Source organism: Mycolicibacter engbaekii, from assembly GCF_002101585.1.
Taxonomy (GTDB): Bacteria; Actinomycetota; Actinomycetes; order Mycobacteriales; family Mycobacteriaceae; genus Mycobacterium; species Mycobacterium engbaekii.
This window is the reverse complement of sequence record NZ_LQOT01000021.1, coordinates 1-25,130: the sequence shown is the minus strand read 5'-3', so window position 1 is coordinate 25,130 and position 25,130 is coordinate 1. Positions and strand designations below refer to the sequence as shown.

At 69.0% G+C, this 25,130-nt stretch carries 24 protein-coding genes and 1 pseudogene; 12 read left to right on the top strand and 13 right to left on the bottom strand.

What is annotated here, in order from left to right; all coding sequences use genetic code 11:
• Positions 1 to 19 precede the first annotated feature (19 nt).
• The 7 genes from AWC02_RS05565 to tkt form a co-directional block, all read right to left on the bottom strand.
• The gene (locus AWC02_RS05565) at positions 20 to 646 is read right to left on the bottom strand and encodes a TetR/AcrR family transcriptional regulator (protein ID WP_419179204.1); all 627 of its coding nucleotides are present in this window, start codon (positions 644 to 646) and stop codon (positions 20 to 22) included.
• Between the two features lie 90 nt (positions 647 to 736).
• Entirely contained in the window at positions 737 to 1,132 is a 396-nt protein-coding gene (locus AWC02_RS05560; protein WP_085127787.1) for an ATPase, read from the bottom strand.
• A 78-nt stretch (positions 1,133 to 1,210) separates the two neighbouring features.
• Complete coding sequence (gene pgl / locus AWC02_RS05555) at positions 1,211 to 1,957, bottom strand: 6-phosphogluconolactonase (RefSeq protein ID WP_085127786.1); 747 nt, start codon at positions 1,955 to 1,957, stop codon at positions 1,211 to 1,213.
• A complete protein-coding gene (gene opcA, locus AWC02_RS05550) occupies positions 1,954 to 2,865 on the bottom strand; it encodes a glucose-6-phosphate dehydrogenase assembly protein OpcA (protein ID WP_085127858.1) in 912 nt (303 codons plus the stop codon). The genes pgl and opcA overlap by 4 nt, the downstream gene beginning before the upstream one ends.
• Positions 2,862 to 4,418 carry a glucose-6-phosphate dehydrogenase gene (gene zwf / locus AWC02_RS05545; RefSeq protein ID WP_085127785.1) on the bottom strand — a complete coding sequence of 519 codons (1,557 nt, stop codon included), beginning with the start codon at positions 4,416 to 4,418 and terminating at the stop codon, positions 2,862 to 2,864. Before zwf ends, opcA begins: the two co-directional genes overlap by 4 nt.
• Positions 4,419 to 4,422: 4 nt before the next feature.
• Complete coding sequence (gene tal, locus AWC02_RS05540) at positions 4,423 to 5,535, bottom strand: transaldolase (protein WP_085127784.1); 1,113 nt, start codon at positions 5,533 to 5,535, stop codon at positions 4,423 to 4,425.
• A 42-nt stretch (positions 5,536 to 5,577) separates the two neighbouring features.
• Positions 5,578 to 7,674 carry a transketolase gene (gene tkt / locus AWC02_RS05535; RefSeq protein WP_085127783.1) on the bottom strand — a complete coding sequence of 699 codons (2,097 nt, stop codon included), beginning with the start codon at positions 7,672 to 7,674 and terminating at the stop codon, positions 5,578 to 5,580.
• Between the two features lie 207 nt (positions 7,675 to 7,881).
• On the opposite strand from tkt, the gene AWC02_RS05530 reads away from it, so the two are divergent.
• Both AWC02_RS05530 and AWC02_RS05525 read left to right on the top strand, forming a co-directional pair.
• Complete coding sequence (locus AWC02_RS05530) at positions 7,882 to 8,805, top strand: heme o synthase (RefSeq protein WP_085127782.1); 924 nt, start codon at positions 7,882 to 7,884, stop codon at positions 8,803 to 8,805.
• Positions 8,806 to 8,888: 83 nt separating this feature from the next.
• Positions 8,889 to 10,493 carry a PPE family protein gene (locus AWC02_RS05525; RefSeq protein ID WP_109560883.1) on the top strand — a complete coding sequence of 535 codons (1,605 nt, stop codon included), beginning with the start codon at positions 8,889 to 8,891 and terminating at the stop codon, positions 10,491 to 10,493.
• Here the strand turns inward: AWC02_RS05525 and AWC02_RS05520 are convergent.
• Positions 10,490 to 11,473, bottom strand: a complete 984-nt coding sequence (locus AWC02_RS05520) for a quinone oxidoreductase family protein (protein WP_085127781.1) — start codon at positions 11,471 to 11,473, stop codon at positions 10,490 to 10,492. The two genes, AWC02_RS05525 and AWC02_RS05520, sit on opposite strands and share 4 nt — an antisense overlap.
• A 31-nt stretch (positions 11,474 to 11,504) precedes the next feature.
• Between AWC02_RS05520 and AWC02_RS05515 the strand changes: the two genes are divergently transcribed.
• Complete coding sequence (locus tag AWC02_RS05515) at positions 11,505 to 12,215, top strand: ATP-grasp domain-containing protein (RefSeq protein WP_085127857.1); 711 nt, start codon at positions 11,505 to 11,507, stop codon at positions 12,213 to 12,215.
• Here the strand turns inward: AWC02_RS05515 and AWC02_RS05510 are convergent.
• Genes AWC02_RS05510 through mptB form a run of 4 tightly spaced genes read right to left on the bottom strand, consistent with a single transcriptional unit; the run spans position 12,171 to position 16,590 of the window.
• Complete coding sequence (locus AWC02_RS05510) at positions 12,171 to 13,106, bottom strand: COX15/CtaA family protein (RefSeq protein ID WP_085127855.1); 936 nt, start codon at positions 13,104 to 13,106, stop codon at positions 12,171 to 12,173. The genes AWC02_RS05515 and AWC02_RS05510 overlap by 45 nt on opposite strands.
• 57 nt (positions 13,107 to 13,163) lie before the next feature.
• The gene (locus tag AWC02_RS05505) at positions 13,164 to 13,961 is read right to left on the bottom strand and encodes an ABC transporter permease (protein ID WP_085127780.1); all 798 of its coding nucleotides are present in this window, start codon (positions 13,959 to 13,961) and stop codon (positions 13,164 to 13,166) included.
• Positions 13,958 to 14,896 (bottom strand): ABC transporter ATP-binding protein, encoded by a 939-nt coding sequence (locus tag AWC02_RS05500; RefSeq protein WP_085127779.1) that lies wholly within the window; start codon positions 14,894 to 14,896, stop codon positions 13,958 to 13,960. The genes AWC02_RS05505 and AWC02_RS05500 overlap by 4 nt, the downstream gene beginning before the upstream one ends.
• The gene (gene mptB, locus AWC02_RS05495) at positions 14,893 to 16,590 is read right to left on the bottom strand and encodes a polyprenol phosphomannose-dependent alpha 1,6 mannosyltransferase MptB (protein WP_085127778.1); all 1,698 of its coding nucleotides are present in this window, start codon (positions 16,588 to 16,590) and stop codon (positions 14,893 to 14,895) included. The genes AWC02_RS05500 and mptB overlap by 4 nt, the downstream gene beginning before the upstream one ends.
• Positions 16,591 to 16,730: 140 nt before the next feature.
• Here mptB and AWC02_RS05490 point away from each other — a divergent pair, with 140 nt between their 5' ends.
• The 9 genes from AWC02_RS05490 (at position 16,731) to AWC02_RS21160 (ending at position 24,222) form a co-directional block, all read left to right on the top strand.
• A complete protein-coding gene (locus tag AWC02_RS05490; RefSeq protein ID WP_085127777.1) occupies positions 16,731 to 17,546 on the top strand; it encodes a helix-turn-helix transcriptional regulator in 816 nt (271 codons plus the stop codon).
• A gap of 67 nt (positions 17,547 to 17,613) precedes the next feature.
• Positions 17,614 to 19,056 (top strand): Fe-S cluster assembly protein SufB, encoded by a 1,443-nt coding sequence (sufB, locus tag AWC02_RS05485; RefSeq protein ID WP_085127776.1) that lies wholly within the window; start codon positions 17,614 to 17,616, stop codon positions 19,054 to 19,056.
• Positions 19,057 to 19,127: 71 nt separating this feature from the next.
• Positions 19,128 to 20,249, top strand: coding sequence for a Fe-S cluster assembly protein SufD (sufD, locus tag AWC02_RS05480; RefSeq protein WP_085127854.1), 1,122 nt, complete (start codon positions 19,128 to 19,130; stop codon positions 20,247 to 20,249).
• Positions 20,250 to 20,283: 34 nt separating this feature from the next.
• The gene (sufC, locus tag AWC02_RS05475; protein ID WP_085127775.1) at positions 20,284 to 21,075 is read left to right on the top strand and encodes a Fe-S cluster assembly ATPase SufC; all 792 of its coding nucleotides are present in this window, start codon (positions 20,284 to 20,286) and stop codon (positions 21,073 to 21,075) included.
• 1 nt (position 21,076) lies between these two features.
• Positions 21,077 to 22,354 carry a cysteine desulfurase gene (locus tag AWC02_RS05470; protein WP_085127774.1) on the top strand — a complete coding sequence of 426 codons (1,278 nt, stop codon included), beginning with the start codon at positions 21,077 to 21,079 and terminating at the stop codon, positions 22,352 to 22,354.
• A 4-nt stretch (positions 22,355 to 22,358) separates the two neighbouring features.
• The gene (gene sufU, locus AWC02_RS05465; protein ID WP_085127773.1) at positions 22,359 to 22,850 is read left to right on the top strand and encodes a Fe-S cluster assembly sulfur transfer protein SufU; all 492 of its coding nucleotides are present in this window, start codon (positions 22,359 to 22,361) and stop codon (positions 22,848 to 22,850) included.
• Positions 22,847 to 23,188 carry a metal-sulfur cluster assembly factor gene (locus AWC02_RS05460; RefSeq protein ID WP_076050108.1) on the top strand — a complete coding sequence of 114 codons (342 nt, stop codon included), beginning with the start codon at positions 22,847 to 22,849 and terminating at the stop codon, positions 23,186 to 23,188. Before sufU ends, AWC02_RS05460 begins: the two co-directional genes overlap by 4 nt.
• Positions 23,189 to 23,191: 3 nt before the next feature.
• Entirely contained in the window at positions 23,192 to 24,016 is an 825-nt protein-coding gene (locus tag AWC02_RS21165) for an MBL fold metallo-hydrolase (protein WP_207568000.1), read from the top strand.
• Positions 23,983 to 24,222, top strand: coding sequence for an amidohydrolase family protein (locus AWC02_RS21160; protein ID WP_419179203.1), 240 nt, complete (start codon positions 23,983 to 23,985; stop codon positions 24,220 to 24,222). Before AWC02_RS21165 ends, AWC02_RS21160 begins: the two co-directional genes overlap by 34 nt.
• Positions 24,223 to 24,250: 28 nt before the next feature.
• Here AWC02_RS21160 and AWC02_RS21845 read toward each other — a convergent pair.
• Positions 24,251 to 25,130 (bottom strand): annotated as a pseudogene (locus AWC02_RS21845) (hypothetical protein); the annotation flags it as partial.

Here is a 25,130-nt window from a genome sequence, read left to right as displayed (position 1 = left end):
TCCCCCTATCGGTGCGGCTTTATGCCGCGCGGAATGCGCTGCACATGATTCGTCCGTACAAGATGCCGAGATCGTCGGGGGTCCAGTCGCTTTGGCTGTCCAGCAAGGAGCGCGACGCGGCCTCACCGGCCGACATGAACAGTTCGATGAGAACGGGCAGCTTGCGATCCAGATCGGCGGTCTGCCACCACGTGCGCAGGGCCGGCGCGATCCAGCGGGTGGCGCTGGCCGCGACGGCCTGGCGTGCCTCTGCGACCACGTCGGCCACCGAGGGATCTGGGCTGACCGCGAAGATCAGCCGCCAGGTGTCGGGATGCTCGTCGACCATGTGCAACAGGTGCTGGTAGCCGGTGATGAAGGCAGCCTCGGGATCATCGCCCCGGGCGGTGTGCAACGCGTCGAGCAGTCGGGCCACCATGGTGTTGCGCTCGCGCTCGACCAGCGCCTTGATCAGGGCGACCCGGTCGGGGAAGCAGGAATACACCACCGGGCGGGTGACACCCAGGCGCTCGGCGACGGCGCCGATGGTCACCGCGGTGGTACCCGAGGCGGCCGCGATGGCCAGCGCTGCATCCAGTACCAGGGGCCGACGGCGTTCCGGGCCCAGATGCGCGGCACGCTCCCGTTGGTTGGCCGTGACAGTCACTACATCAATGTAGCAAAATCCTTCACCTGTGTAGAAAAGTCGCTCACGATGAGCAGGCGCGCAACGCCTCGGTGGTGAGTCCGTGACCGCTCAGCGCATCCGGTTGCGCATGGCGTTGAGCATCCCGCGCAGTGCGTTCTCCGTCATCGACAGCGGTGACATGGCCGTCTCGCCGACGGCTACCAGGTAGTCGATCCGGTTGACGATGGCTTCCACCGGCTCTATCAGGGTGACCAGCCGGCGGGCCAGATCGTCCAGGCTGCCCATGGTCGACTCAAGATGGTCCAGGCCGCTGCCCAGGCGTTCGATCGTGGCGTTGAGATTGGCCAGGGAACTGTTGAGCTCGTTCATGGTGCTGCCGAGGCCACCGAGCACGTCTTCAAGCTGGCCGACGGTCACGTCGGCGTTCAGCGCCGCCTGAGCCAAGGTCTTGAGCCGCTTGCGTTCGGTGCCGCTTCCCGCGGTTCTGTCTGCCATAGCGCTCATTATGAACGGCCGACGGGCGCGGCTTGTGGGGATCGCCGGACGCGTCGCAACCCGGCCGAGCAGAACGCCGGCCGCGGGCTAGGAGGGCTGCCCGGACAGCAGCGACGCGGCGGCCTCGTCGAGCAGCCACACCGTCTGCTCACGGCCGATCGCACCGGCGGCGGGAACCTCGACCGGGTCCGCACCGCCCATCGCGGCGGCCACCGCCTCGGCCTTGGACTCCCCGGCAACCACCAGCCACACCTCCCGCGAGCGCCGGATCGCCGGCAGGGTCAGCGTGATTCGGCGCGGCGGCGGCTTGGGTGAATCGCTCACCCCGACCACCATGCGCGTGGTCTCCCGGACGGCAGCGGTGTCGGGGAACAGCGAGTTGACGTGCCCCTCAGCGCCCATACCCAGCAGGTGCACGTCGAACTCCGGCGCGGGTTGGCCCGCATCGGCCTGGGCCGCCAGCACCTCCTGGTAGGCCTGCGCGGCGGCCTCGAGGTCGTCGCCGTACGCGCCGTCGCTGGCCGGCATCGCGTGCACGTTCTCCGCCGGTATCTCGATGCGGCCCAACAGCGCCTCGCGCGCCTGCTTGTCGTTGCGATCGGCGTCGTGGGCTGCAACGAAGCGATCGTCACCGAAGAACAGATGCACGCGAGCCCAGTCGATCCGCGCGGCATGCTCGCCGAGGCGACGCAGCAGCGCGATGCCGTTGCCGCCCCCGGTCAGCACAACCAGTGCCCGGCCGCGGGCGGCGATGGCCGCCTCCACCGCGTCGGCCAGCCGGTCGCCGGCGGCGGCGACCAGGGCATCGGCGTCGGGGTAGGTCGCAACGATCACAGGTACTCCACTTCCTCAAGGCCCGTCAGGGCGGCTCCGTAAACACCGTCGGGGTCCAGCCGGCGCAGGTCCTCGGCGAGGCATTCCGCGGTCACCCGGCGCGGCAGCGGGACCAGGGCCTCGGGCCTGCCGGTGCGGCTCAAGGTCGCGATCACGCCCTCTTGCGGACGGCTCAGCGACACGATCTCGCTGTCGCGCATCAACTCGATCCGCAAAGCGCCGACGGCACGCCGTACCGGCCCGTCGATGCGACTGGCCAACCAGCCGGCCAGGATGTCCAGAGTCGGTTCGGTCGCCAGTCCGGAGACCACCGCCGAGCGGATCGGCTCATACGGCGGCTGATCCAGGGCTGCGGCAAGCAGGGCGCGCCAGTAGGTGATTCGGCTCCACGACAGGTCGGTGTCTCCGGCGGTGTAGCCGTCTCGGCGGCTTCGGATCGCGGCCCGGGGATCGGAGGCGTTGGTGGCGTCGGTGATCCGCCGCAACGCCAAGGCGCCCAGCGGGTCGGCGGCCGGTGCCGGCGGGGCGACGTCGGGCCACCACGCGACCACCGGGATGTCGGGGAGCAGGAACGGAGTGACGACGGCGTCGGCGTGTCCGGCCAGCGGGCCGTACAGCCTCAGCACCACCACCTCGCCGCCGCCGGCATCACCGAGCATCCGCAGCTCGGCGTCCAGGCGAGCCGAGCCCGAGTCGGCTTCGCCGGTGATCACCACGATCACCCGGCTGGGGTGCTCCTGGCTGGCGATGTAGGCCGCGGCGATGGACTCATCGAGCAGTGCGTCGTCGCACAGGGCGATGATCAGAGTCAGGACCCGGCCCGTGGTCGCCGCGCCGACCTGCTCGCGCAGCTCGTCGAGCCTCTTGTTGATGGCGTTGGTGGAGGTGTCGGGCAGCTCGACAATCATGGGCGCCGCCATTCCCGGCCGGAACGCCTGAGCATCTCGAACGCCCCCTTGGGCCCCCAGCTGCCAGCCGGATACGGTTCGGGCTTGCCGTGTTCGGCCCAATTCTCGAGCACCGGATCGAGTATCTCCCAAGATAATTCGACCTCGGCATTGACGGGGAACAGGGACGGCTCGCCCAGCAGTACATCCAGGATCAGGCGTTCGTAGGCCTCCGGCGAATCTTCGGAGAACGTCGATCCGTAGGAGAAGTCCATGTTGACGTCGCGGACTTCCATCAGATGGCCGGGAACCTTGGAACCGAACCGCATGGTGATTCCCTCGTCGGGCTGCACCCTGATCACCAAGGCGTTGGTCCCCAATTCGTCGGTCATCGTGTCGTCGAACGGCAGATGGGGTGCGCGCTTGAACACCAGCGCGATCTCGGTGACCCGCCGGCCCAGGCGCTTGCCGGTCCGCAGGTAGAACGGGACGCCGGCCCAGCGTCGGGTGTCGACCTCCAGGGTGATCGCCGCAAAGGTCTCGGTCCGTGAATCGTGGGCGAACCCGTCTTCGTCGAGCAGGCCCACCACGTGCTCGCCGCCCTGCCAGCCGGCGGCGTACTGACCGCGACAGGTGGTCTCGTCCAGCGGCTGCGCCAGCCGCACGGCCGAGAGCACCTTGATCTTCTCGGCCTGCAATTCGGCGGGGGAGAAGCTCACCGGCTCCTCCATCGCGGTGAGCGCCAGCAGTTGCAGCAGGTGGTTCTGGATCACGTCGCGGGCCGCGCCGATGCCGTCGTAGTAGCCGGCGCGGCCGCCCAGGCCGATGTCTTCGGCCATGGTGATCTGCACGTGATCGACGTAGTGGGCGTTCCAGATCGGGTCGAACAGCTGGTTGGCGAAGCGCAGCGCCAGGATGTTCTGCACCGTCTCCTTGCCCAGGTAGTGGTCGATCCGGAACACCGACTCCTCCGGGAACACGCTGTTGACCACCGCGTTGAGTTCGCGCGCGCTGGCCAAGTCGTGACCGAACGGCTTCTCGATCACCACCCGGCTCCAGCGGCCGTCCCGCGGGCGGGCCAGCCCGGTGGAGTGCAGCTTCTCGCACACCAGCGGAAAGGCTGCCGGCGGGACCGACAGGTAGAAGGCGTGGTTGCCTGCGGTGCCGCGCTCGGCGTCGAGGGCTTCCAGAGTCTGAGCCAGGCGCGCGAATGCCTCGTCGTCGTCGAACGTGCCTGTCACGAAACGGAATCCCGCTGCCAGGCGATCCCACACCACCTGACGGAAGGGGGTGCGGGCATGCTGCTTGACGGCCTGGTAGACCACCTCGGCGAAATCCTCGTCGGCCCAGTCCCGGCGGGCGAAGCCCACCAGCGCGAAGGCCGGCGGCAGCAGTCCCCGGTTGGCCAGGTCGTAGATGGCCGGCATGAGCTTGCGGCGGGCGAGGTCGCCGGTGACGCCGAAAATCACCACGCCGCACGGACCGGCGATACGCGGCAGGCGTTTGTCTCGCTTGTCCCGCAGGGGGTTCTGCCACCCCGCGGGGTTTTTCCGCCCTGCCCCGCCCCCGGCCATCAGATCACTTGGCCTCGTTCAGCTGCCTTGCGGTGGCGTCCAGCAGTTCGGCCCAGGACGCCTCGAACTTCTCGACGCCCTCCCTCTCCAGCACCTCGAAAACGTCGGGCAGGTCTATACCCACCGCCGAGAGCTGCTCGAAGACCTGCTGGGACGCCGGCGCGGTTCCGGCGATGGTGTCGCCGGAGATCACGCCGTGGTCGGCCACCGCCTCCAGCGTCGGCTCCGGCATGGTGTTGACGGTGTGGGGCGCAACCAGCTCGGTGACGTAGAGGGTGTCCGGGTAGTCCGGGTTCTTGACCCCGGTCGAGGCCCACAGGGGCCGCTGGACGCGTGCGCCCCGGGCCGCCAGCGCGGCGAAACGCTCGCCGCCGAACACCTCCTCGTAGGCGGCGTAGGCCAGCCGCGCGTTGGCCAGGCCCGCCTTGCCGCGCAGTTCCAGCGCCGCAGCCGAACCGATGTTCTCCAACCGGGTGTCGATCTCGGAGTCCACCCGCGACACGAAGAACGACGCCACCGAGTGCACGGTGGACAGGTCGTGCCCGGCAGCCGCGGCGGCCTCCAGACCGGCCAGGTAGGCGTCCATCACTTCGCGGTGTCGCTCGACCGAGAAGATCAGCGTGACGTTGACCGAGATCCCTTCGGCGAGCACCGCGGTGATGGCGGGCAGCCCCGCCCGGGTGGCCGGAATCTTGATGAACAGGTTGGGGCGGTCGACGATCTTCCACAGCTCGACGGCCTGGGCGACGGTCTTGTCGGTGTCATGGGCCAGCCGGGGATCGACCTCGATCGAGACGCGCCCGTCCACGCCGTCGGAGGCCTTCCAGGCCGCGGCCAGCACGTCGCAGGCGTTGCGGACGTCGTCGGTGGTGACGGTGCGGATCACCGCGTCCACGTCGGCGCCCCGGGCGGCCAGTTCGGACAGTTGCCCGTCGTAGGCGTGCCCTTTCTCCAGCGCCTTCTGGAAGATGGTCGGGTTGGTGGTCACCCCGACCACACTGCGGGTGGCGACCAGCTCGGCCAGGTTGCCCGAGTTCAGCCGGTCGCGGGACAGATCATCGAGCCACACCGATACGCCGGCGGCGCTCAGAGCGGCAAGCGTTGGATTCTGAGTCATGTTGCGCTCCTTCTCAATCGACCGCTGTGCGGGCGATCGACGTCAGTTTTCCAGGGTCCGCTCAGCGGCGGCGACAACGGCCTCCGCGGTCAGACCGAACTCGCGGAAAAGAGTCTGGTAATCGGCGGACTCGCCGTAGTGCTCGATCGACACGATCTCGCCGGTGTCGCCGACGATCTTGTGCCAGCACTGCGCGATGCCGGCCTCCACGGCCACGCGCGCCGAGACCGAGGGCGGCAGCACCGTGTCCCGGTAATCGGCCGGCTGCGACTCGAACCATTCCAGACACGTCATCGACACCACGCGCGCGATGATGTCCTTGTCCGCCAACAGCTTCTGCGCCTCAACCGCCAGCTGCACCTCCGAACCGGTGGCGATCAGCAGCACGTCGGGTTCGTCGGTTTCGGCGTCCAGGCCGCCCAGCACGTACCCGCCGCGCGCCACGCCCTCGGCGTCGGTGCCCTCCAGGATCGGCACGTTCTGCCGGGTCAGGATCAATCCGACCGGACCGCTGTCGGCGCCGCGCGCCAGCACGGTGCGCCAGGCGTAGGCCGTCTCGTTGGCGTCTGCGGGCCGCACCACCGACAGCCGGGGGATGGCGCGCAACGCCGCCAGGTGCTCGATCGGCTGGTGGGTGGGGCCGTCTTCGCCGAGCCCGATCGAGTCATGGGTCCAGACGTAGATCGGGTCGATGTCCATCAGTGCGGCCAGTCGCACCGCGGGCCGCATGTAGTCGGAGAACTGCAGGAAGGTGCCGCCGTAGGCCCGGGTGGGCCCGTGCAGCACGATCCCGGACAGGATCGCGCCCATCGCGTGCTCACGGATACCGAAGTGCAGGGTGCGGCCGTACGGGTCGGCGGTGTATTCGTCGGTGGAGATCGACGCCGGCCCGAAGGATTTGACGCCGTCGATGGTGGTGTTGTTGCTGCCCGCCAGATCAGCTGAGCCGCCCCACAATTCGGGAAGCTTGGGGCCCAGCGCATTGAGCACCTTGCCGGATGCGGCGCGGGTGGCGACGGCCTTGGATCCCGGCTCCCAGGACGGCAGCTCGGCATCCCAGCCCTGCGGCAGCTGCCCGGCGAGCAACCGGTCCAGCAGGGCTTTGCGCTCCGGCTCGCGAGCCGCCCAGGCTTCGAACTGCTCCTGCCATTCGGCGTGCGCCTGCTTGCCGCGCCCCACCAGCTGGCGGGTGTGGGTGAGGACGTCCTCGCGGACGTCGAAGCTCTTGTCCGGGTCGAAACCGAGCGCGGTCTTGGTGGCGGCGACCTCGTCGGCGCCCAGCGCCGAACCGTGGATGGTGCCCGTGTTCATCTTGCCCGGGGACGGGAAGCCGATGATGGTGCGCAGCGAGATGAACGACGGCTTGTCGGTGACGGCCTTGGCCGCCGCGATCGCCTCCTCGATGCCGGTCACGTTCTCGCCGCCCTCGACCTCCTGAACGTGCCAGCCGTAGGACCGGTACCGGGCCGCGGTGTCCTCGCAGAACGCGATCGCGGTGTCGTCTTCGATGGAGATCTTGTTGTGGTCGTAGAACACGATGAGGTTGCCCAGCTGCTGGACGCCGGCCAGCGACGAGGCCTCACTGGTGACGCCTTCCTGGATGTCGCCGTCGGAGGCGATCACGTAGACGAAGTGGTCGAACGGGCTCGTCCCGGGTGCGGCATCGGGGTCGAACAGCCCGCGCTCATAGCGTGCGGCCATGGCCATCCCGACCGCTGAGGCAAGTCCCTGGCCGAGCGGTCCGGTGGTGATCTCCACACCCTTGGTGTGCCGGAATTCCGGGTGGCCCGGGGTCTTGGACCCCCAGGTGCGCAGTGCCTCGATGTCGGCCAGTTCCAGCCCGAAGCCGCCGAGGTACAGCTGGATGTAGAGGGTCAGGCTGGAGTGCCCGCAGGACAGCACGAACCGGTCACGGCCCAGCCATGCGGTGTCGGACGGGTCGTGGCGCATCACCCGCTGAAACAGCGTGTAGGCCAGCGGCGCCAGGCTCATCGCGGTGCCCGGATGGCCGTTTCCGACCTTCTGCACCGCATCGGCCGCCAGCACCCGGGCGGTGTCTACGGCGAGGGTGTCGATCTCGGCCCAGTCGCCGGGGTGGTGCGGGCGGGTAAGAGCGGAGATCTCTGCAGCAGTGGTCACGAACGTACGGTCCTCATCTTCGCGATAGGTCTTCAGAACAAGCCGGGCTTCGGTCTCAGCCTAATGCGAGCGTGTGCGGTATTGCAGGTCCGGTAGTGGTGTGGATTCCCAAGGAATCGACCCTGCGATTCGGACGACCCGGCCAGGCGGTCTACCATCGTCCGTAGTAGAAGCTGGCGTCGCAGCTGCCATCGTAGGAGTCATCACGTGAGTATTCGGGAGCGCGCTCAGCCGCGCCGAATACGCGCCATGCGCAACACGTTGTTGGCGTATCTGTCCCTGACCAAGCCGCGGATCATCGAGTTGCTGCTGGTCACGACTATTCCGGCGATGCTGCTGGCGGACCGTGGCACGGTCAATCCGCTGCTGATCTTCAACACGCTGATCGGCGGGATGCTGGCCGCCGCCAGTGCCAATGCGCTGAACTGCGTCGTCGACGCCGACATCGACAAGGTGATGAAGCGCACGGCGCTTCGCCCGCTGGCGCGCGACGCCGTGCCGACCCGCAGCGCTCTGGTGTTCAGCCTGGGGCTCGGCGCCGCTTCGTTCGTCTGGTTGTGGCGCACCACGAACCTGATCTCGGGCCTGCTGGCGATGGCCACCATCGCCTTCTACGTGTTCGTCTACTCGATGATGCTCAAGCGGCGCACCTCCCAAAACGTGGTGTGGGGCGGCGCGGCCGGCTGCATGCCCGTGGTGATCGGTTGGTCGGCGGTCACCGGCACCATCGGCTGGCAGGCGCTGGTGATGTTCCTGGTGATCTTCTTCTGGACGCCGCCGCACACCTGGGCGCTGGCGATGCGCTACAAGGAGGACTACGCGGCGGCCGGGGTGCCCATGCTGCCGGTGGTCGCCAGCGAGCGCGTCGTCACCCACCGGATCGTGGTCTACACCTGGGCCACGGTGCTCGCGACGTTGGCGTTGGTACCCGCTGCGGGGTGGCTGTACGCGGCGGTCGCGGTTCTGGCCGGTGCCTGGTTCCTGGCCATGGCCCACCAGCTCTACGCGGGGGTCCGGCGTGGTGAGCCGGTCAAACCTCTGCGGCTGTTCCTGCAGTCCAACAATTACCTGGCGCTGGTCTTCTGTGCGCTGGCGGTGGACTCGGTGATCGGCCTGCCCACCCTGTTCTAGGTTTCGCCGCCCCGGCGAACCCCCGCGATTTCGCGCCAGGAGTTCGGTGACCCGAAACTTAAGATTCGCTACAGTGAATTCTTGTGTTGGGCCCGGTGTGGATGGCGTCTCCTCCTGAGGTGCACTCGACGCTGCTCAGTGCGGGTCCCGGGCCCGGTCCGCTGCTCGCCGCCGCGGGTGCGTGGTCGTCGTTGAGTGCGCTCTACACGGCGACCGCCGAGGACCTGAGCACGCTGCTGGGATCGGTGGCCGCGGGGCTGTGGCGCGGCGCCGCCGCTGAGCAGTACCAGGCCGCCCACCAGCCGTATCTGGAGTGGCTGTACCGCGCCAGCGCCGACGGCGCCCGGATGGCGGCCGCCCACCAGGAGGTGGCAGCGGCCTACACCGCCGCGCTGGCGGCGATGCCCACGCTGGCGGAGTTGGCTGCCAACCACGCCACCCATGCGGTGCTGGTGGCCACGAACTTCTTCGGGATCAACACCATTCCCATCGCCGCCAACGAGGCCGACTACTTCCGCATGTGGGTGCAGGCCGCCACCACCATGGCGGCCTATCAGGTGGCCTCTGAGGCCTCGCTGGCAGCGACCCACACCGTCACTCCCGCGGCCCCGATCCAGCGGCCGGCGGTGTCGGTGTGGCCGTCGCAGCCGATCACCGAGAATCCGCTGCAGGGCCTACTCGATTTCCTCGAGCCGCTGCTGAAGAGCCTGGGAATAGATTCTGGCCGACCAGGGCTCGACACCATCCCCAATGCCCTGACGATCGCCATGGCGGATTTCCTGCAGAACTTCGGGATCAATTGGGATCCAGCCGCCGGAGCGCTCAACGGCCTGGACTACGAGCTCTACGTCGATGCCACCCAACCGATCTGGTATCTCGTGCGAACTCTGGAGCTGTACCAGGACTTCCTGATGATCACCCAGGACCCGACTCAGATCATCCCGGCGCTGCAGTATTTCGTGGCCCTGGTGTTGTTCGACTGGCCGACCCATATCGCTCAGTTGCTGCAGGCGGTAAGCCAGCCGGCGGCGATGGCCGCCGCGGCGGGTGCGATGGTGGTGGCGCCTGTCGGTGGCCTGTCGGGCCTGGCTGGGTTGGCGCAGCCGGTTCCCCTACCGGACGCTGCTGCTGCGGCCGGTCCGGTGAGCCCGGTGGCCGGCCCCCCGATGGTGACCACCGGTGCCCCGGCCGTGGCGGCCGCACCGCCACCGGGAGGGGCACCGCCCGCCGGGACTTCGGCCCCTGCGGCTCCGGCGCCCGCGGCGGCGACGCCGCCGGCCACCGCACCGGCGGCGATCCCGCTGTACCCCTACCTGATCGGCGGCGGACCGCGCATCGACTACGGCTCGGGCATCGGAGCGCATGCCCAGGCGGCGGAGGGCGCCCAGAAGAAGCGGCCGACCCCAGAGACCAGCCCGGCCGCCGCAGCCGCGCAGGCGCGGACCAGGCGCCAGCGGCGACGCGTGACCCGTCCCGGCCACGGAAATGAAGTCATGGACCTGACGGTCGGGGTGATCCCGGACTGGGAGCCGGCCCCGGTGTCCGATCGGGGCGCCGGCGAACTGGGCCGCGCCGGGGCCGCAGGCACCGGCGAGCCCCGGCCCACCGGTCTGACCCACCTGGCCGCAGCCGAGTTGGGCGACGGTCCGCGGCTTCCGTTGCTGCCCGAGACCTGGGACGGCTCCTAGGCCTCGAGCACCAGGGAACCGACCGTGCGGCGGGCCTGCAGGTCCCGATGCGCCTGGGCGGCGTCGGCCAGCGGGTAGCGCCGGCTCACCGTCACCGCGACGGTGCCGTTGCCGATCGCCTCGAACAGTTCGCCGGCACGCCAGGTGAACTCGGCGGCGGTCCGGGTGAAGTGGGCCAGGTTGGGCCGCGTCAGGTAGACCGAACCCGCCGCATTGAGCCGCTGGGGGTCGACCGGCGGCACCGGACCGCTGGCGGCGCCGAACAGCGCCAGGGTGCCCCGCACGGCCAGGCTGGCCAAGCTGGCGTCGAACGTCGCCGCACCCACCCCGTCATAGACGGCCACCACGCCGCCATCAGTCAACGTCTTGACCTTGGCGCCGAACGCCGCCGCCTCCTCGGGACCCGCGCCGGGGTAGTCGAGAACCTCCACGGCGCCGGCCTGGCGGGACAACTGCGCTTTGTCCGCACTGGAGACCGTGGTGATCACCCGAGCGCCCAGCGCGGTGGCCCATTGGGTCAGGATCAACCCCACACCACCGGCTCCGGCGTGCAGCAACACGGTGTCGCCGGGCTGTACCGGATACACCGACGTGATCAGATAGTGCGCCGTCAAGCCCTTCAGCAGTGCGGCGGCGGCCACCCCGGCGTCCAGGCCGTCTGGGATCGGCGCGGTCAAAGCCGCTGGCGCCGTGCAGTATTGGGCGTAAGCGCCGGTGGCGGCCGCTGTCACCACGCGGTCGCCGACGCGCAGCGCGGTCACTCCCGCGCCGACCTCGGCCACCGTGCCCGCGGCCTCATTGCCCACCACGAACGGCAGTTCGGCGGGGTAGATGCCCGACCGGAAGTACGTGTCGATGAAGTTGACCCCCACGGCCTCGACCCGGATCAACACCTGGCCGGAGGCAGGGGAGGGCTGTGGCTTCTCGACGTAGTTCAAGACCTCAGGGCCACCGGTCGCGGCCACTTCCACGGCGTACATGGTGACTATCATCTCCGAGTGTGAGGTCTGCATGAAGTTGGCCCGGCCCGACATCTTCCACCCGCGCATCGTGCTGGCGGTCGACTCACGGCACGGCCATCACGAGAGCGCACACCAGTCGGCGGCCGCCGAAGGCGACGCCGGCCTGGTCGCGGCGTTGCGGCACCGGGGGCTGCATGCCCGGCTGTTGCCCTGGGACGATCCGGAAACCCTGGAAGCCGACCTGGTGATCCTGCGCACAGCCGGCGACCCGGCGCGGCACGCCGAATTCCTGGCGTGGACCACCCGGGTGGCAAATCTGCTGAACCCGCCGGAAGCCGTCGCCTGGAACGCCAATCGCCGCTACCTGGCGGACTTGCAGTGCGACGGGGTGCCGACGGCGCCGGGCGGGCGGCCGGACGAGCTGAGCACCCTGGTGTTCTTCGGCGCCGGCCGGTCGCATGCCTTCGGCGCCGCCGGCTCGGACCCGGATTTCGAACTGTGGGACGTCGGGCGGTGGGCGCTGCGGGCGGCCGCCGAACGCTTGAGCATCCGGATCGAGGAGTTGCTCTACGCACGCGCCGACGTCGCCGGCACGGCAGTCGATGCGCGCCTGGTGAGCCTGGATCTGATTGCGCCGGACCTGGGCTGGCACGAGCTCGCCGCCGAGGAACGCGACCGGGCGCAGCGCCGGTTCGCCGTGGAGGTCGCCGCGGCGCTAGAGCGGTTGGGGCTGGGTCCGCTCGCGCAGCGACGCCCATAGCGACGCGGTCGCGCCGGTAACCAGCACCGCGCCCGCGACGTGCAGGGTGACCAGCACGGCCGGCACCCCGGTGAAGTACTGAACGACACCGATCAGCCCCTGGCCCAACGCCAGGGCGACCACCAGCGCCAGCCGGCGGGTCACCGGCTTTGCCGCGTGCACCGCGGCGAGCCCAAAGGCCAGGCCGACCAGCAGCCCGAGGAACCCGATCAGCAACGACTCGTGCAGGTGGGCCAGGGTGGCGATCTCCACCTTGAGGCGGGCCACCGTGCGGGCCGCGCTCTTGTCGCCGGCATGGGGGCCGGCTGCGGTCACCAGGGTGCCGGTCACCAGCACCGCGGCCAGGGCGACGGCACACAGCGCCGTAAGGACCCGCAGCGGCGCCGGGATCCGATAGACCACCACCGCCGACGCGTCGTCGGGCTGACCGACCTTGGCGTAGAACTGCACCGCCAGCCACACCATGAGCATCGAGACCAGCAGGTGCACCGCCACCGTCCACCAGGCCAGGCCGGTGCGCACGGTGATCCCGCCGATCACCGCCTGCAGCACCGTCGACCCGGGCATCAGCCAGGCGTAGACCAGCACCTCGGTGCGCCGCCGGGCCCGGATCACGGCCAGCACGGCCAGCGCCGCGGTGATCACGACCGCGAAGGTGACCATGCGGTTGCCGAATTCGATGGCTTGGTGGATCCGCGGCACCTCCGAAACCGCGACCGGGACATAGCTGCCCGGGAAGCACTGCGGCCAGGTCGGGCAGCCCAGACCGGAGGCGGTGACGCGGACGACCGCGCCGGTCACCGCGATGAATCCCTGGGTGAAGACCACCGCGGCGGCCAGCCACCGCTGGGTGCGCAGGCCCGGTTCGGGCAGCAGGTCCACCAGGCGCATCAGGAACCGTCCCACGGGCCTGATCGTAGAGGATCGGTAACTACATCCCGTAGTAGGTCAGCTGAAGCGGAACCAGCGCACCGCGCCGACGGCGGCGAGCACGCCCCAGACCGCCACCACCGCGATGCCGAACCAGTCGACGGAGACGCTCAGCGCCTGCGCCAGGGCTTCGGTCAGCGCCCCCGAGGGGGTCAGCCGGGCCAGCCAGCGGACCGCGCCGGGAACCAGTTCGGTCTCCACGGTCAACGCGGAGAAGCCGCCGAACACGAACCACATCAAGTTGGCGCCGGCCAGCACGATCTCGGCACGCAGGCTGCCGCCGAGCAGCAGCCCCAGGGCGGCAAAGCACGCGGTCCCCAGGGCGATGATCACCGCCCCCAGGCACAGGCCGGCCACCGTCGGCCGCCAGCCCAAGACGGCGCCGATGGCCCCGAGCAGCACGGACTGCAGCAGAACCACGGTGGCCACCGACAGGGACTTGCCGGCGATGATGCCCCACACCGGCAGCGCGGTGGCGCCCAGACGTTTGAGGGCCCCGTAACGCCGGTCGAATGCCACCGCGATCGCCTGCCCGGTGAACGCGGTGGCGATCACCGCCAGCGACATGATCACCGGCAGCACGGTGGTGGCGCGCTGGGCGTGCCCCTCGCCGAACGGGCCCAGCGGCAGCACGGTGAGTCCGATCAGCAGCGTGATCGGGATGAACATGGTCAACAGCAGCTGCTCGCCGTTGCGCAGCAGCAGGGTCAGCTCCAACCGGAACTGTGCGGCCAGCATCGCGGGCACGCCCGCCGGACGCGGGTCGGGGGCGAAGGTGCCCGGCGCGAAGACCTGCTCGGTGTTCGTGCGACTCATGGGCGCAGCTCCCGTCCGGTCAGTTCCAAGAACACGTCCTCCAGGCTGCGCTGCTCCACCCGCAGCTGGGTGGCCAGCACGTCCAGCCGGGCGCACCACGACGTCACCGTGGCGAGCACCTGGGGGTCCACCGTGCCCTCTACGAGGTACTCCCCGGGCAGCACTTCGCTGGCCCGGTAACCCTCCGGCAATGCCGTGACCAGCAACGACAGATCCAACCGCGGCGGTGCGGTGAACCGCAGCTGTCCCTGGGCGCCGCTGCGGGTCAACTCCGCAGGGGTGCCTGCGGCAACCACCGCGCCGTGGTCGATGATCAGCAGCCGGTCGGCCAGTTCCTCGGCCTCGCGCAGATGGTGTGTGGTCAGCACCACCGTCACGCCGTCGCGGCGCAGCGCGTCGATCAGCTCCCACACCAGCAGGCGGGCGTGGGCGTCCATGCCCGCGGTCGGCTCGTCGAGAAACACCAGCTCCGGGCGGCCCACCAGGGCGCAGGCCAAGGCGAGTCGCTGCTGTTGGCCTCCGGAGAGCCGCCGGTAGGTGGTGCGCGCCGCATCGGTCAGGCCGAGAGTGTCCAGCAGCCATTGCGGGTCGAGCGGGTTGGCCGAATACGACGCCACCAGTTTGAGCATCTCCCCGGCGCGGGCGGCCGGGTAAGCGCCGCCGCCTTGCAGCATGACCCCGATGCGTGCGCGCAGCCGGTCGTTGTCGGCCACCGGGTCCAGGCCGAGCACCTCGATGGTCCCGGCGTCGGGGCGGACGAAGCCCTCGCACATCTCGACCGTGGTCGTCTTGCCGGCGCCGTTGGGCCCCAGCAGGGCGAACACTTCGGCGGTCTGGACCTCGAAATCCAGGCCGGCGACCGCTTCGATCGCAGACGGACCGGTCCCGTAGCGCTTGCGCACCCCGCATAAGCGCACCGCGACAGCTGAGTTCACGGAGAATCAGCGTAGGCGTCGGTGACAGCGGCCGGGCGCGGGGTGGGTTCCACGGCCGGTGCGTCGTCGTTCGGGCGTTCGGCTTGGGCCGGCAACTCGCGCCACGGCAGGCGCCGGTAGGTCGCCAGCAACAACACCAGCACCACGACTGCGCTGGCCAGGGTGGCGTCCACGATCTGGAACAGCGCGAAGCGATCGCCGTTGGCCGTCGGGCCGAAGATGCCCACCACCAGCGTGACCGCGATCACCGCGATCCGGAAGTTCGGCCGGGTCGCCCAGGCGGCCAGCGGGATGATCGCCCAGAGCAGATACCAGGGTTGCACGACCGGGAACAGCAGGACGGTGATGCCCAGCGCGACGCCGAGCCCGCCCACCGGATGCAGCCGGCCGTGGAACACCACCAACAGCAGCCACACCACCAGCACCCCGATGATCAGCACGCCGATGGCACGGGTGAGCGACAGCACCGCGGTGGTGTGATCGCCCAGTCCCAGCAGGATGCCGACTTGACCGGTGCCGAGGGCGATCAGCGTCGGTGGGGACATCCAGCTGCGCACCACGTTGGCGGTACCCAGGGTGAAGACCCAACCAAAACCCAGCCCGCTGGCCCAGCCGATCAAGCCCATCACCGCCGCGGCCAGGGCGGACATGCTGGTGCTGGCCAGCACGAACGCGCGGAGATCGCCGCCCAGCCGCCAGCCCAGCGCCATCGTGACGAAGCCCAGCGCCAGCAGTGAGGGCAGCTTGACCTGCGATGACAGCGCGATCAGCACGGCGCCGGCGACAAGTTCGGCCAGTGGCACCCAGTCCCGCAAGGTCAGCGGGGCTGCCTGGGTCGGGCGCGGCAGCAGCGGCTGGGCGGCGGTGATCCCGCGCAGGGCGAACTCCGTGCCGGTGAGCATCAGGCCGAGCATCAGGGCCTCGTTGTGGATCCCGGCGACCAGGTGCATGAGCAGCAGCGGATTGGCGGCGCCGAGCCACATTGCGCTGACCTCGGCCACCCCGCAGCGCGCCGCCAGCCTGGGCACCGCCCACACGATCATGCCTACCCCGATCAGCACCACCACCCGGTGGCACAACACCGCGGTGACGATGTTCTCGCCGGTCAGCGCCGAGATTCCGCGGCCGATCCACAAGAACAGCGGCCCGTAGGGCGCCGGGGTCTCCCGCCAGAGGCTGGGCACCGACAGCGTGAACACGTGGTCGAGGCCCAGGGCCGGTGCCGGGCCCACACGGTAGGGGTCCAGGCCCAGCCGGGATATCTGGCTCTGGGCCAGGTAGGAGTAGACGTCCTTGCTGTACATCGGCGGGGCGACCAGCAGTGGCAGCATCCACAGCAGCAGGGTGCGATCGAGCTGGCTGCGCGACATCCGTCGCCGCCCCAGGGCGAACCGACCGAGCATCAGCCACGCCAGCGCCATCATCACCGCGCCGGTGGTGGTCATGGTCAGGGCCACGGTCTGCAACCGCGAGGGCAGGTTGAGCAGCCGGACCCCGAAGGTCGGGTCCTGCACCACCGGCCGCGCCCCGGCGCCGAGCGCCCCGATCGCCATCAGGACCGTTCCGGTGGCGCCGAAAAGCCGGGTTCGCCGGAGTGCGACCAGCTCGGCGGGGTTGAGCGGTGAGCCCACGGTGCGCTCGTCGCCGTGCAGATGCGCGATCGACGAGCTCAACGAATGCCGTCGGGCTGCCATCCCAGCAGCGTAACGGCCGCTCTGCCCTGACCGGGCCCGCCGGGCTGCCGGGCGGAGTGTGATCAGCGCAACGGCCGAGCGGCGCCGAACTGAGGTAACCCTTTGTAGACCGGGCCCTGGAATTGCGTCACACTGGTGTTGTGAAATTCGAGGCCGAGGTGAAGGCCGCAACCGATGCCGCCGGCGCTGGCTCCGGCGATGCGGTTGCGGTGGGCACCCCGGTGGCCGCCGAGCTCGCGGGCGGCCATGACACCCGGCATGCGGTGGTGCGCCTGCTCATGGAGTCCGGATCGATCACCGCGGGCGAGATCGGGGCCCGGTTGGGTCTGTCGGCGGCGGGGGTACGCCGCCACCTCGACGCCCTGATCGAGCTGGGCGACGCCGAGGCGCATGCGGCGGCATCCTGGCAGCAGGTGGGCCGCGGGCGGCCGGCGAAGCGGTTTCAGCTCACCGAGGCCGGCCGCAGCAAGCTGGGGCACCGCTACGACGACCTGGCGGTGGCGGCCATGCGTCAACTGCGCGAGATCGGCGGGGAGGACGCGGTGGTGGCCTTCGCCCGGCAGCGCATCGACGCGATCCTGGCCAAGGTCGCGGCCGCGGCGGCTGACGGCGCCGGAGACGACGGCGATCTGGAAGCCACCGCGCAGCGGATCGCCGGTGCGTTGACCGAGGCCGGGTACGCCGCCACCACCGCACGGGTTCAGGGCGGGGTTCCCGGCGTGCAGATCCTGCAGCACCACTGCCCGGTGGCCAACGTCGCCAAGGAGTTCCCGGAGTTGTGCAGCGCCGAGCGGCAGGCGATGGCCGAGGTCCTGGGCACGCACGTGCAGCGGCTGGCAACCATCGCCGACGGCGGCTACGTCTGCACCACGCATGTACCGCTGACCATCCGCAACGCCAAAGCCGGAAAGGCCGGCAAGTCCAGCGCGGTCGGGGCCGTCACAAAACAGCATTAGCAGCACCGATCGACCTTCGCCGCACACCCTGCGCCGAAGCCATCACGAGCACCGAAGGAGCGTCATCATGACACTCACGCCGGAGGCCACCGCCGCAGCGGAGCCGACCCAGGACGAAACGATCGCGTCACTGGGCCGGTACGAATACGGCTGGGCCGACACCGATGTCGCGGGCGCCGCCGCCCAGCGTGGCCTGTCCGAGGACGTGGTGCGCGACATCTCGGCGAAGAAGAACGAGCCGGAATGGATGTTGCAGGCCCGGCTGCGTGCCTACCGGACCTTCATGAAGAAGCCGATGCCCCATTGGGGTTCGGATCTGTCCGGCATCGACTTCGAGAACATCAAGTACTTCGTGCGTTCCACCGAGAAGCAGGCCCAGACCTGGGACGACCTGCCCGACGACATCCGCAACACCTATGACCGGCTGGGCATCCCGGAGGCCGAGAAGCAGCGCTACATCGGCGGTGTGGCGGCTCAGTACGAGTCCGAGGTCGTCTACCACAAGATCCGCGAAGACCTTGAGGAACAGGGCGTCATCTTCCTCGACACCGACACCGCACTGCGGGAGCACGAGGAGCTGTTCCGCGAGTACTTCGGCACGGTGATCCCGGCCGGCGACAACAAGTTCTCCGCGCTCAACACCGCCGTCTGGAGTGGGGGATCGTTCATCTACGTGCCCAAGGGGGTGCACGTCGACATCCCGCTGCAGGCCTACTTCCGGATCAACACCGAGAACATGGGCCAGTTCGAGCGCACGCTGATGATCATCGACGAAGACGCCTACGTGCACTACATCGAGGGCTGCACCGCGCCGGTGTACACCTCGGACTCGCTGCACTCCGCGGTGGTGGAGATCGTGGTCAAGCCGGGCGGCCGCTGCCGCTACACCACCATCCAGAACTGGTCGGTCAACGTCTACAACCTGGTCACCAAGCGGGCCCGGGCCGAGGCGGGCGCCACCATGGAATGGGTCGACGGCAACATCGGTTCCAAGGTCACCATGAAGTACCCGGCGGTCTGGATGACCGGCGAGCACGCCAAGGGCGAGGTGCTCTCGGTGGCTTTCGCCGGCGAGGACCAGCACCAGGACACCGGCGCCAAGATGCTGCACCTGGCGCCGAACACCTCGAGCAACATCGTCTCCAAGTCGGTGTCGCGCGGCGGAGGCCGGTCCTCGTACCGCGGCCTGGTGGAGATCCACAAGGGCGCGCACGGAGCCAAGTCGAGCGTGAAATGCGATGCGCTGCTGGTCGACAACGTCAGCCGCAGCGACACCTACCCCTACGTCGACATCCGTGAGGACGACGTCACCGTCGGCCACGAGGCGACCGTGTCCAAGGTCAGCGAGAACCAGCTGTTCTACCTGATGAGTCGCGGCCTGACCGAGGACGAGGCGATGGCGATGGTGGTGCGCGGGTTCATCGAGCCGATCGCCAAGGAGCTCCCGATGGAGTACGCGCTGGAACTCAACAAGCTGATCCAGCTGCAGATGGAAGGCTCGGTGGGCTAGTGGCCTCGACTGAAGTACGGCCCGCCTCGACGGCCGGGCTGACCGCCGCGGCCGAAGGCGTCCACAAGGGAATGCAGTTCACCTCCTTCGACGTGCAGGCCTTCGAGGTGCCGCAGGGCCGCGACGAGGCCTGGCGCTTCACGCCGCTGCGCCGGCTGCGCGGCCTGCACGACGGCTCCGCGGTCGCCGACGCCTCCGCCGGAATCGAAGTCCAGGGCGCCGGCGTGGTGCGGACCGAGATCGTCCAGCGCGGCGACGACAGGCTCGGTGCGGCGGGTGTTCCCGCGGACCGGGTTGCAGCACAAGCATTCTCGTCGTTCCGCGACGCAACCGTGGTGACCGTGCCCAAGGGTGCCGACGTCGAGGAGCCCATCACGATCACCGTGACGGGCCCCGGCACGGCAGCGACGGCCTACGGCCACCTACAGCTGCGCGCCGAGGAACTGTCGCGAGCCACCGTGGTGATCGACGTACGGGGCAGCGGAACCTACGCCGACAACGTCGAATTCGTGGTCGGCGACGGGGCGCAGCTGACCGTGGTGTGGATCGCCGACGGCGCCGCGGATCTGGTGCATGTCAGCGCCCACCACGCGGCGCTGGGCAAGGACGCCGTGTTGCGGCACAGTGCCGTGCTGTTGGGTGGGGAACTGGTGCGGCTGAGCGGACGGGTCCGGTTCGACGGCCCGGGCGGGGACGCCGAACTGCTCGGGCTGTACTTCGCCGACGCCGGTCAGCACCTCGAATCGCGGCTGCTGGTCGACCACGCTCAGCCGCACTGCCGGTCCAACGTGCTCTACAAGGGAGCCCTGCAGGGCGATCCCGGCTCCGGACTGCCCGACGCCCACACCGTCTGGGTCGGCGACGTGCTGATCCGCGCGAGCGGGGTCGGCACCGACACCTTCGAGGTGAACCGCAACCTGGTGCTGGCCGACGGCGCCCGGGCCGATTCGATACCCAACCTGGAGATCGAGACCGGGGAGATCGTGCAGGCCGGACACGCCAGTGCGACCGGACGATTCGACGACCTCCAGTTGTTCTACCTGCAGGCCCGCGGCATCCCCGAAGAACAGGCCCGGCGCCTGATCGTGCGCGGCTTCTTCGGCGAGATCATCGCCAAGATCCCGGTGCCGGCCGTGCAGGAGCGCCTCACCGAAGCCGTCGAGCGCGAACTCGCGGTCACCGAGAACAAGTAAATCTCAACGCATCAGCTAAGGACACGAATCAGCAATGAGCACACTGGAAATCAAGGGCCTGCATGTGAGTGTGTCGCCCGGCGGCGCCGGCGACGACGGCGCGGCCGACATTCCGATCCTGCACGGTGTGGACCTGACGGTGAACTCCGGTGAGACGCATGCCCTGATGGGGCCGAACGGGTCGGGCAAGTCCACGCTGTCCTACGCGATCGCCGGCCACCCCAAGTACACCGTGACGTCCGGGTCGATCACCCTCGACGGTGAAGACGTGCTGGCGATGACCGTCGACGAGCGTGCACGCGCGGGACTGTTCCTGGCCATGCAATATCCGGTCGAGGTGCCGGGGGTGTCGATGTCGAACTTCCTGCGCACCGCGGTGACCGCCGTGCGCGGAGAGGCGCCGAAGCTGCGGACCTGGATCAAGGAGCAGCGGGCGGCGTTCGCCGAGCTGGGCATCGACTCCGCGTTCGCCGAACGCAACGTCAACGAGGGCTTCTCCGGTGGCGAGAAGAAGCGCCACGAGATCCTCCAGTTGAGCCTGCTCAAGCCCAAGATCGCGATCCTCGACGAGACCGACTCCGGGCTGGACGTCGACGCGCTGCGGGTGGTCAGCGAGGGGGTCAACCGTTACCAGGAGACCGAGCACGGCGGCGTGCTGGTCATCACCCACTACACCCGAATCCTGCGCTACATCCAGCCGCAGTTCGTGCACGTCTTCGCCGGCGGGCGGATCGTCGAGTCCGGCGGACCCGAGCTGGCCGACGAGCTGGAAGAGAAGGGCTACGAGCGCTTCACCCACGAACCGGCGGCAGGGGCGGGAGCCTGACATGACGGCGTCGGACACGACGTTGTCGGTCAGGGGTCCTGCGGCACCGGACCTGGAGGCGATCAGGGCCGATTTCCCGATCCTGAACCGTGTCATGCGCGGCGGAAGCCGGCTGGCCTACCTGGACTCCGGGGCCACCTCGCAGCGCCCGCTGCCGGTGCTCGACGCCGAGCGGGAGTTCCTGCTGACCTCCAACGGCGCGGTGCACCGCGGCGCGCACCAGCTGATGGAGGAGGCCACCGACGCCTACGAGGACGGCCGGTCCGCGATCGCACGCTTCGTCGGCGCCGAGCCGGACGAGCTGGTGTTCACCAAGAACGCCACCGAGTCGCTGAATCTGGTGTCCTATGTGCTCGGCGACGACCGCTTCGAGGCGGCGGTCGGCCCGGGTGACGTCATCGTCACCACCGAACTGGAACACCACGCCAATCTGATTCCCTGGCAGGAGCTGGCGCGGCGCACCGGCGCCACCCTGCAGTGGTACGAGGTCACGCCTGAGGGGCGCATCGACCTGGACTCGCTGCAACTCGATGAGCGGGTCAAAGTCGTTGCGTTCACGCACCACTCCAACGTGACCGGCGCGCTTGCCCCGGTCGCCGAACTGGTGTCGCGGGCCCGCGCAGTCGGCGCGCTCACCGTGCTGGACGCCTGCCAGTCGGTTCCGCACCAGCCCGTCGACTTCCACGCGCTCGGGGTCGACTTCGCGGCATTCTCCGGGCACAAGATGCTGGGGCCCAACGGGATCGGCGTGCTCTACGCGCGCCGGGAGCTGCTGGCCGCGCTGCCCCCGTTCCTCACCGGTGGATCGATGATCGAGACGGTGACCATGGCGTCGAGCACCTACGCGCCGGCGCCACAACGCTTCGAGGCGGGCACGCCGATGACCTCACAGGTGGTCGGGCTGGCCGCGGCCGCGCGGTATCTGGATGCGATCGGAATGGATGTGGTGGCCGCTCACGAGCGTGAGCTGGTGGCCGCCGCCCTCGAAGGCCTCGCTGGCATTCCCGGCGTGCGTATCGTCGGGCCGACCACCACCGTCGACCGCGGCTCGCCGGTGTCGTTCGTGATCGACGGGGTGCACGCGCACGACGTCGGGCAGGTGCTCGACGATGACGGTGTCGCGGTCCGGGTGGGTCACCACTGCGCAATGCCGTTGCACCGCAAGTTCAATGTTGCCGCCACCGCCCGCGCCTCGTTCGCGGTGTACAACACCGCTGAGGAGGTGGAGCGCCTGCTGGCGGGTGTTCGCCGGGCCGTGGAATTCTTCGGGGGAGTGTGAGACGTTGCGTCTTGAGCAGTTCTATCAAGAGGTGATCCTCGATCACTACAAACATCCGCAGCATCGCGGTCTGCGTGAGCCCTTCGGCGCCCAGGTGCACCACGTCAACCCCACCTGCGGTGACGAGCTGACGCTGCGGGTGGCGCTCGACGGGGAGCAGATCGCCGACGTCTCCTACGACGGGCAGGGCTGCTCTATCTCGCAGGCCGCGACCTCGGTGCTGGCCAGCCAGGTGATCGGCTTGAGCGTGGATCAGGCGTTGGCGACGTTCGATGCGTTCCACGAGATGGTGTCCTCACGCGGCACCGTGGAAGGCGACGAGGATGTGCTCGGCGACGGCATCGCGTTCGCCGGGGTGGCCAAGTACCCGGCGCGGGTCAAATGCGCACTGCTTGGCTGGATGGCATTCAAAGATGCGCTGGCACAGGCGCTTTCGAAGACAGAAGAACAGGAACTGGCCGCCGCCAGTGTCTCAACCCAGGAGATGAACCGATGAGCGAATTGGGGCCGGACGAGCTGCTCGCCGAACTCGAGGAATCCATGCACGACGTCATCGACCCCGAGATCGGCATCAATGTCGTGGACCTGGGCCTGATGTATGACCTGTCGGTCCGGCAGGACGAAGACGGTCCGGCCGCGGTCGTCACCATGACCCTCACCTCACCGGCCTGCCCGCTGCAGGACATGATCGTCGAACAGATCCAGAACGCCACGGTGGGCGCCGGTTTGGTCAAGAAGGCCGACGTCAACTGGGTCTGGGAGCCCGCCTGGGGGCCGGACAAGATCACCGACGAGGGCCGCGAAATGATGCGCGCAGTCGGTTTCACGGTCTGACCCGTGCCGGCATCGGAGTTCTGGCTGTGCCGGACGTGCGGTGTCGAACACGATGCCACGCCGCAGGTGTGTGCGATCTGCGCGGACGACCGGCAATGGGTGCCATCCGACGGCCAGCACTGGGCCACCCTGGACGCCCTGGCCGCCGAGGGGATGCGGTCCTACACCTGTGAACTCGAACCCGGGCTGATCGGGATCGGCGCTGATCCACCGCTCGGCATCGGTCAGTTGGGCAAGCTGGTGTGCACCAGCGGCGGCAACATGCTGTGGGACCCCTCGGGGTTCGTCGACGACGCCGGGGTCGCCGCGGCGCTCGAACACGGGCCGGTGCTCGGCGTCGTCGCCAGCCACCCCCACATGTTCGGCGCCCAAGTGGAGTGGGGCCGACGGCTCGGCGGAGTGCCCGTGTATGTCAACGCCGCAGACCGGCAGTGGGTGATGCGCCCGGACCCGTTGATCCGATACTGGTCGGGCCGCCTTGAGCTCGCTGACGGGTTGACCGTGGTTCAGATCGGCGGCCACTTTCCGGGCAGCTCCGTCGCGTGCTGGGACGCCGGTGCCGCAGGGCGCGGGGTGCTTCTGGTGGGCGACACCGTCTTTCCCAACCCCGACCGGCGCACCGTGGCCTTCCTGCGCAGCTATCCGAACCGGATTCCGCTGTCCGCGGCGGTCGCCCAGCGGATGGCCGCATCGATGGAACAGCTGCGCTTCGACCGCATCTACGGGCTGCACACCAACACGATCGACTCCGATGCGGTGGCCGCGGTCCGATTCTCCGCGGACCGCCACGCGGCTTGGGCGCGCGGCGACCACGACGACCTGACGTAGCGCGTCGTCAAGGGGCGCAGACCCTCAACGCCGCCCGGCAACTGCGGCTGAACACCGAGATCGGCAGCCTGGAAGCCGGCAAGTACGCCGATCTGGTGGTGCTGTCGCACAACCCCCGCCGGGTTCCGCCGGACGAACTGCGTGACGTGGCTGTGGAGGCCACTTATCTGATGGGTCGGCAGACCTACGGGAAGGTGCTGGGGTAGGGGGCGAAAGGGGGTGGAGGTTCCAGCCTCATCCGAAAGCCCAGTGCCATGCTCGATTGACAGGGGCAAGAACACCCCATGACGAGCTGTTCCCGGCCGGCGTATCCGTGGAGTCCTCGTCATCACTTGGGCGCTTACGGTCGAGCTCAAGGGACTGCTTGAGCTCCTTATAGGCCGCCACGAGGGCGGTCACCTCGTCGGCATTGTCCGACGATGGGCCATCCGCTGGGGCAGCGGCGCCGTACAGCGCCGCATCCAGTCGACTGGCTATTTCTTCACGTTGCTGGGCGATGCGTGCACGCTCGCGTTCCTGCTTCAGGGATTCATCGATACGGCGTGCCTGTGCCGCACATTCCTCAAGGAGCTTTACGCGAGTGTTAGCTCGCCGCCACAATTTCTCGGCGCTGCGCTTTGCGGCGTCGAGGCGCTCCCGGTCCGCATCGGTCTGCTCGGGCAGCGCTTTGAGTTCGTTTGCCAGCCTGCGCAGATGCGCGCTGGCCTCTACATTCGCGGTGATCATCGTGATGTCGGGGCTGAAATCTAGTTCGCCCGGGTCACCGAGCCACCCCATGGAGGCAGCCTCGGTCCTCACGACCCTTTCCGACGCTGATTCTGCCCGTTCGATGAGTTTGACAGCGGATTCGCCGAGTTCTTCTACCCGCCTTCGACGTTCGGCCTCCTGCCTTCTACGTTCGACCTTCTGTCGCGCGATCGCTCGTCGTTGAGCTTCCTCAGCCTGCTTAAGACGGGTCTCGCGCTCTTGTGCCTCGGCTTTCTTACGTTCTGCGATTTTCCGCCGACGTTCCAGAATGGCCGCGGCGCGCCGCCGTTGTGAGGTGAGCCCCTCGTAGTGGTCCAGTTGTTGTGCGACTCTGATGCCCGGTGTTCGGGCAGGAAGAATCAGCAAC

Bases quoted from the DNA above. Each gene is read 5' to 3' on its own strand.
- AWC02_RS05560 (WP_085127787.1), bottom strand. From the start codon at position 1,132: ATGAGCGCTATGGCAGACAGAACCGCGGGAAGCGGCACCGAACGCAAG.
- opcA (WP_085127858.1), bottom strand. From the start codon at position 2,865: ATGATTGTCGAGCTGCCCGACACCTCCACCAACGCCATCAACAAGAGG.
- zwf (WP_085127785.1), bottom strand. From the start codon at position 4,418: ATGGCCGGGGGCGGGGCAGGGCGGAAAAACCCCGCGGGGTGGCAGAAC.
- tal (WP_085127784.1), bottom strand. From the start codon at position 5,535: ATGACTCAGAATCCAACGCTTGCCGCTCTGAGCGCCGCCGGCGTATCG.
- AWC02_RS05520 (WP_085127781.1), bottom strand. From the start codon at position 11,473: ATGTACGCCGTGGAAGTGGCCGCGACCGGTGGCCCTGAGGTCTTGAAC.
- AWC02_RS05515 (WP_085127857.1), top strand. From the start codon at position 11,505: ATGAAGTTGGCCCGGCCCGACATCTTCCACCCGCGCATCGTGCTGGCG.
- AWC02_RS05510 (WP_085127855.1), bottom strand. From the start codon at position 13,106: ATGCGCCTGGTGGACCTGCTGCCCGAACCGGGCCTGCGCACCCAGCGG.
- AWC02_RS05505 (WP_085127780.1), bottom strand. From the start codon at position 13,961: ATGAGTCGCACGAACACCGAGCAGGTCTTCGCGCCGGGCACCTTCGCC.
- mptB (WP_085127778.1), bottom strand. From the start codon at position 16,590: ATGGCAGCCCGACGGCATTCGTTGAGCTCGTCGATCGCGCATCTGCAC.
- sufB (WP_085127776.1), top strand. From the start codon at position 17,614: ATGACACTCACGCCGGAGGCCACCGCCGCAGCGGAGCCGACCCAGGAC.
- sufD (WP_085127854.1), top strand. From the start codon at position 19,128: ATGCAGTTCACCTCCTTCGACGTGCAGGCCTTCGAGGTGCCGCAGGGC.
- sufC (WP_085127775.1), top strand. From the start codon at position 20,284: ATGAGCACACTGGAAATCAAGGGCCTGCATGTGAGTGTGTCGCCCGGC.
- AWC02_RS05470 (WP_085127774.1), top strand. From the start codon at position 21,077: ATGACGGCGTCGGACACGACGTTGTCGGTCAGGGGTCCTGCGGCACCG.
- AWC02_RS05460 (WP_076050108.1), top strand. From the start codon at position 22,847: ATGAGCGAATTGGGGCCGGACGAGCTGCTCGCCGAACTCGAGGAATCC.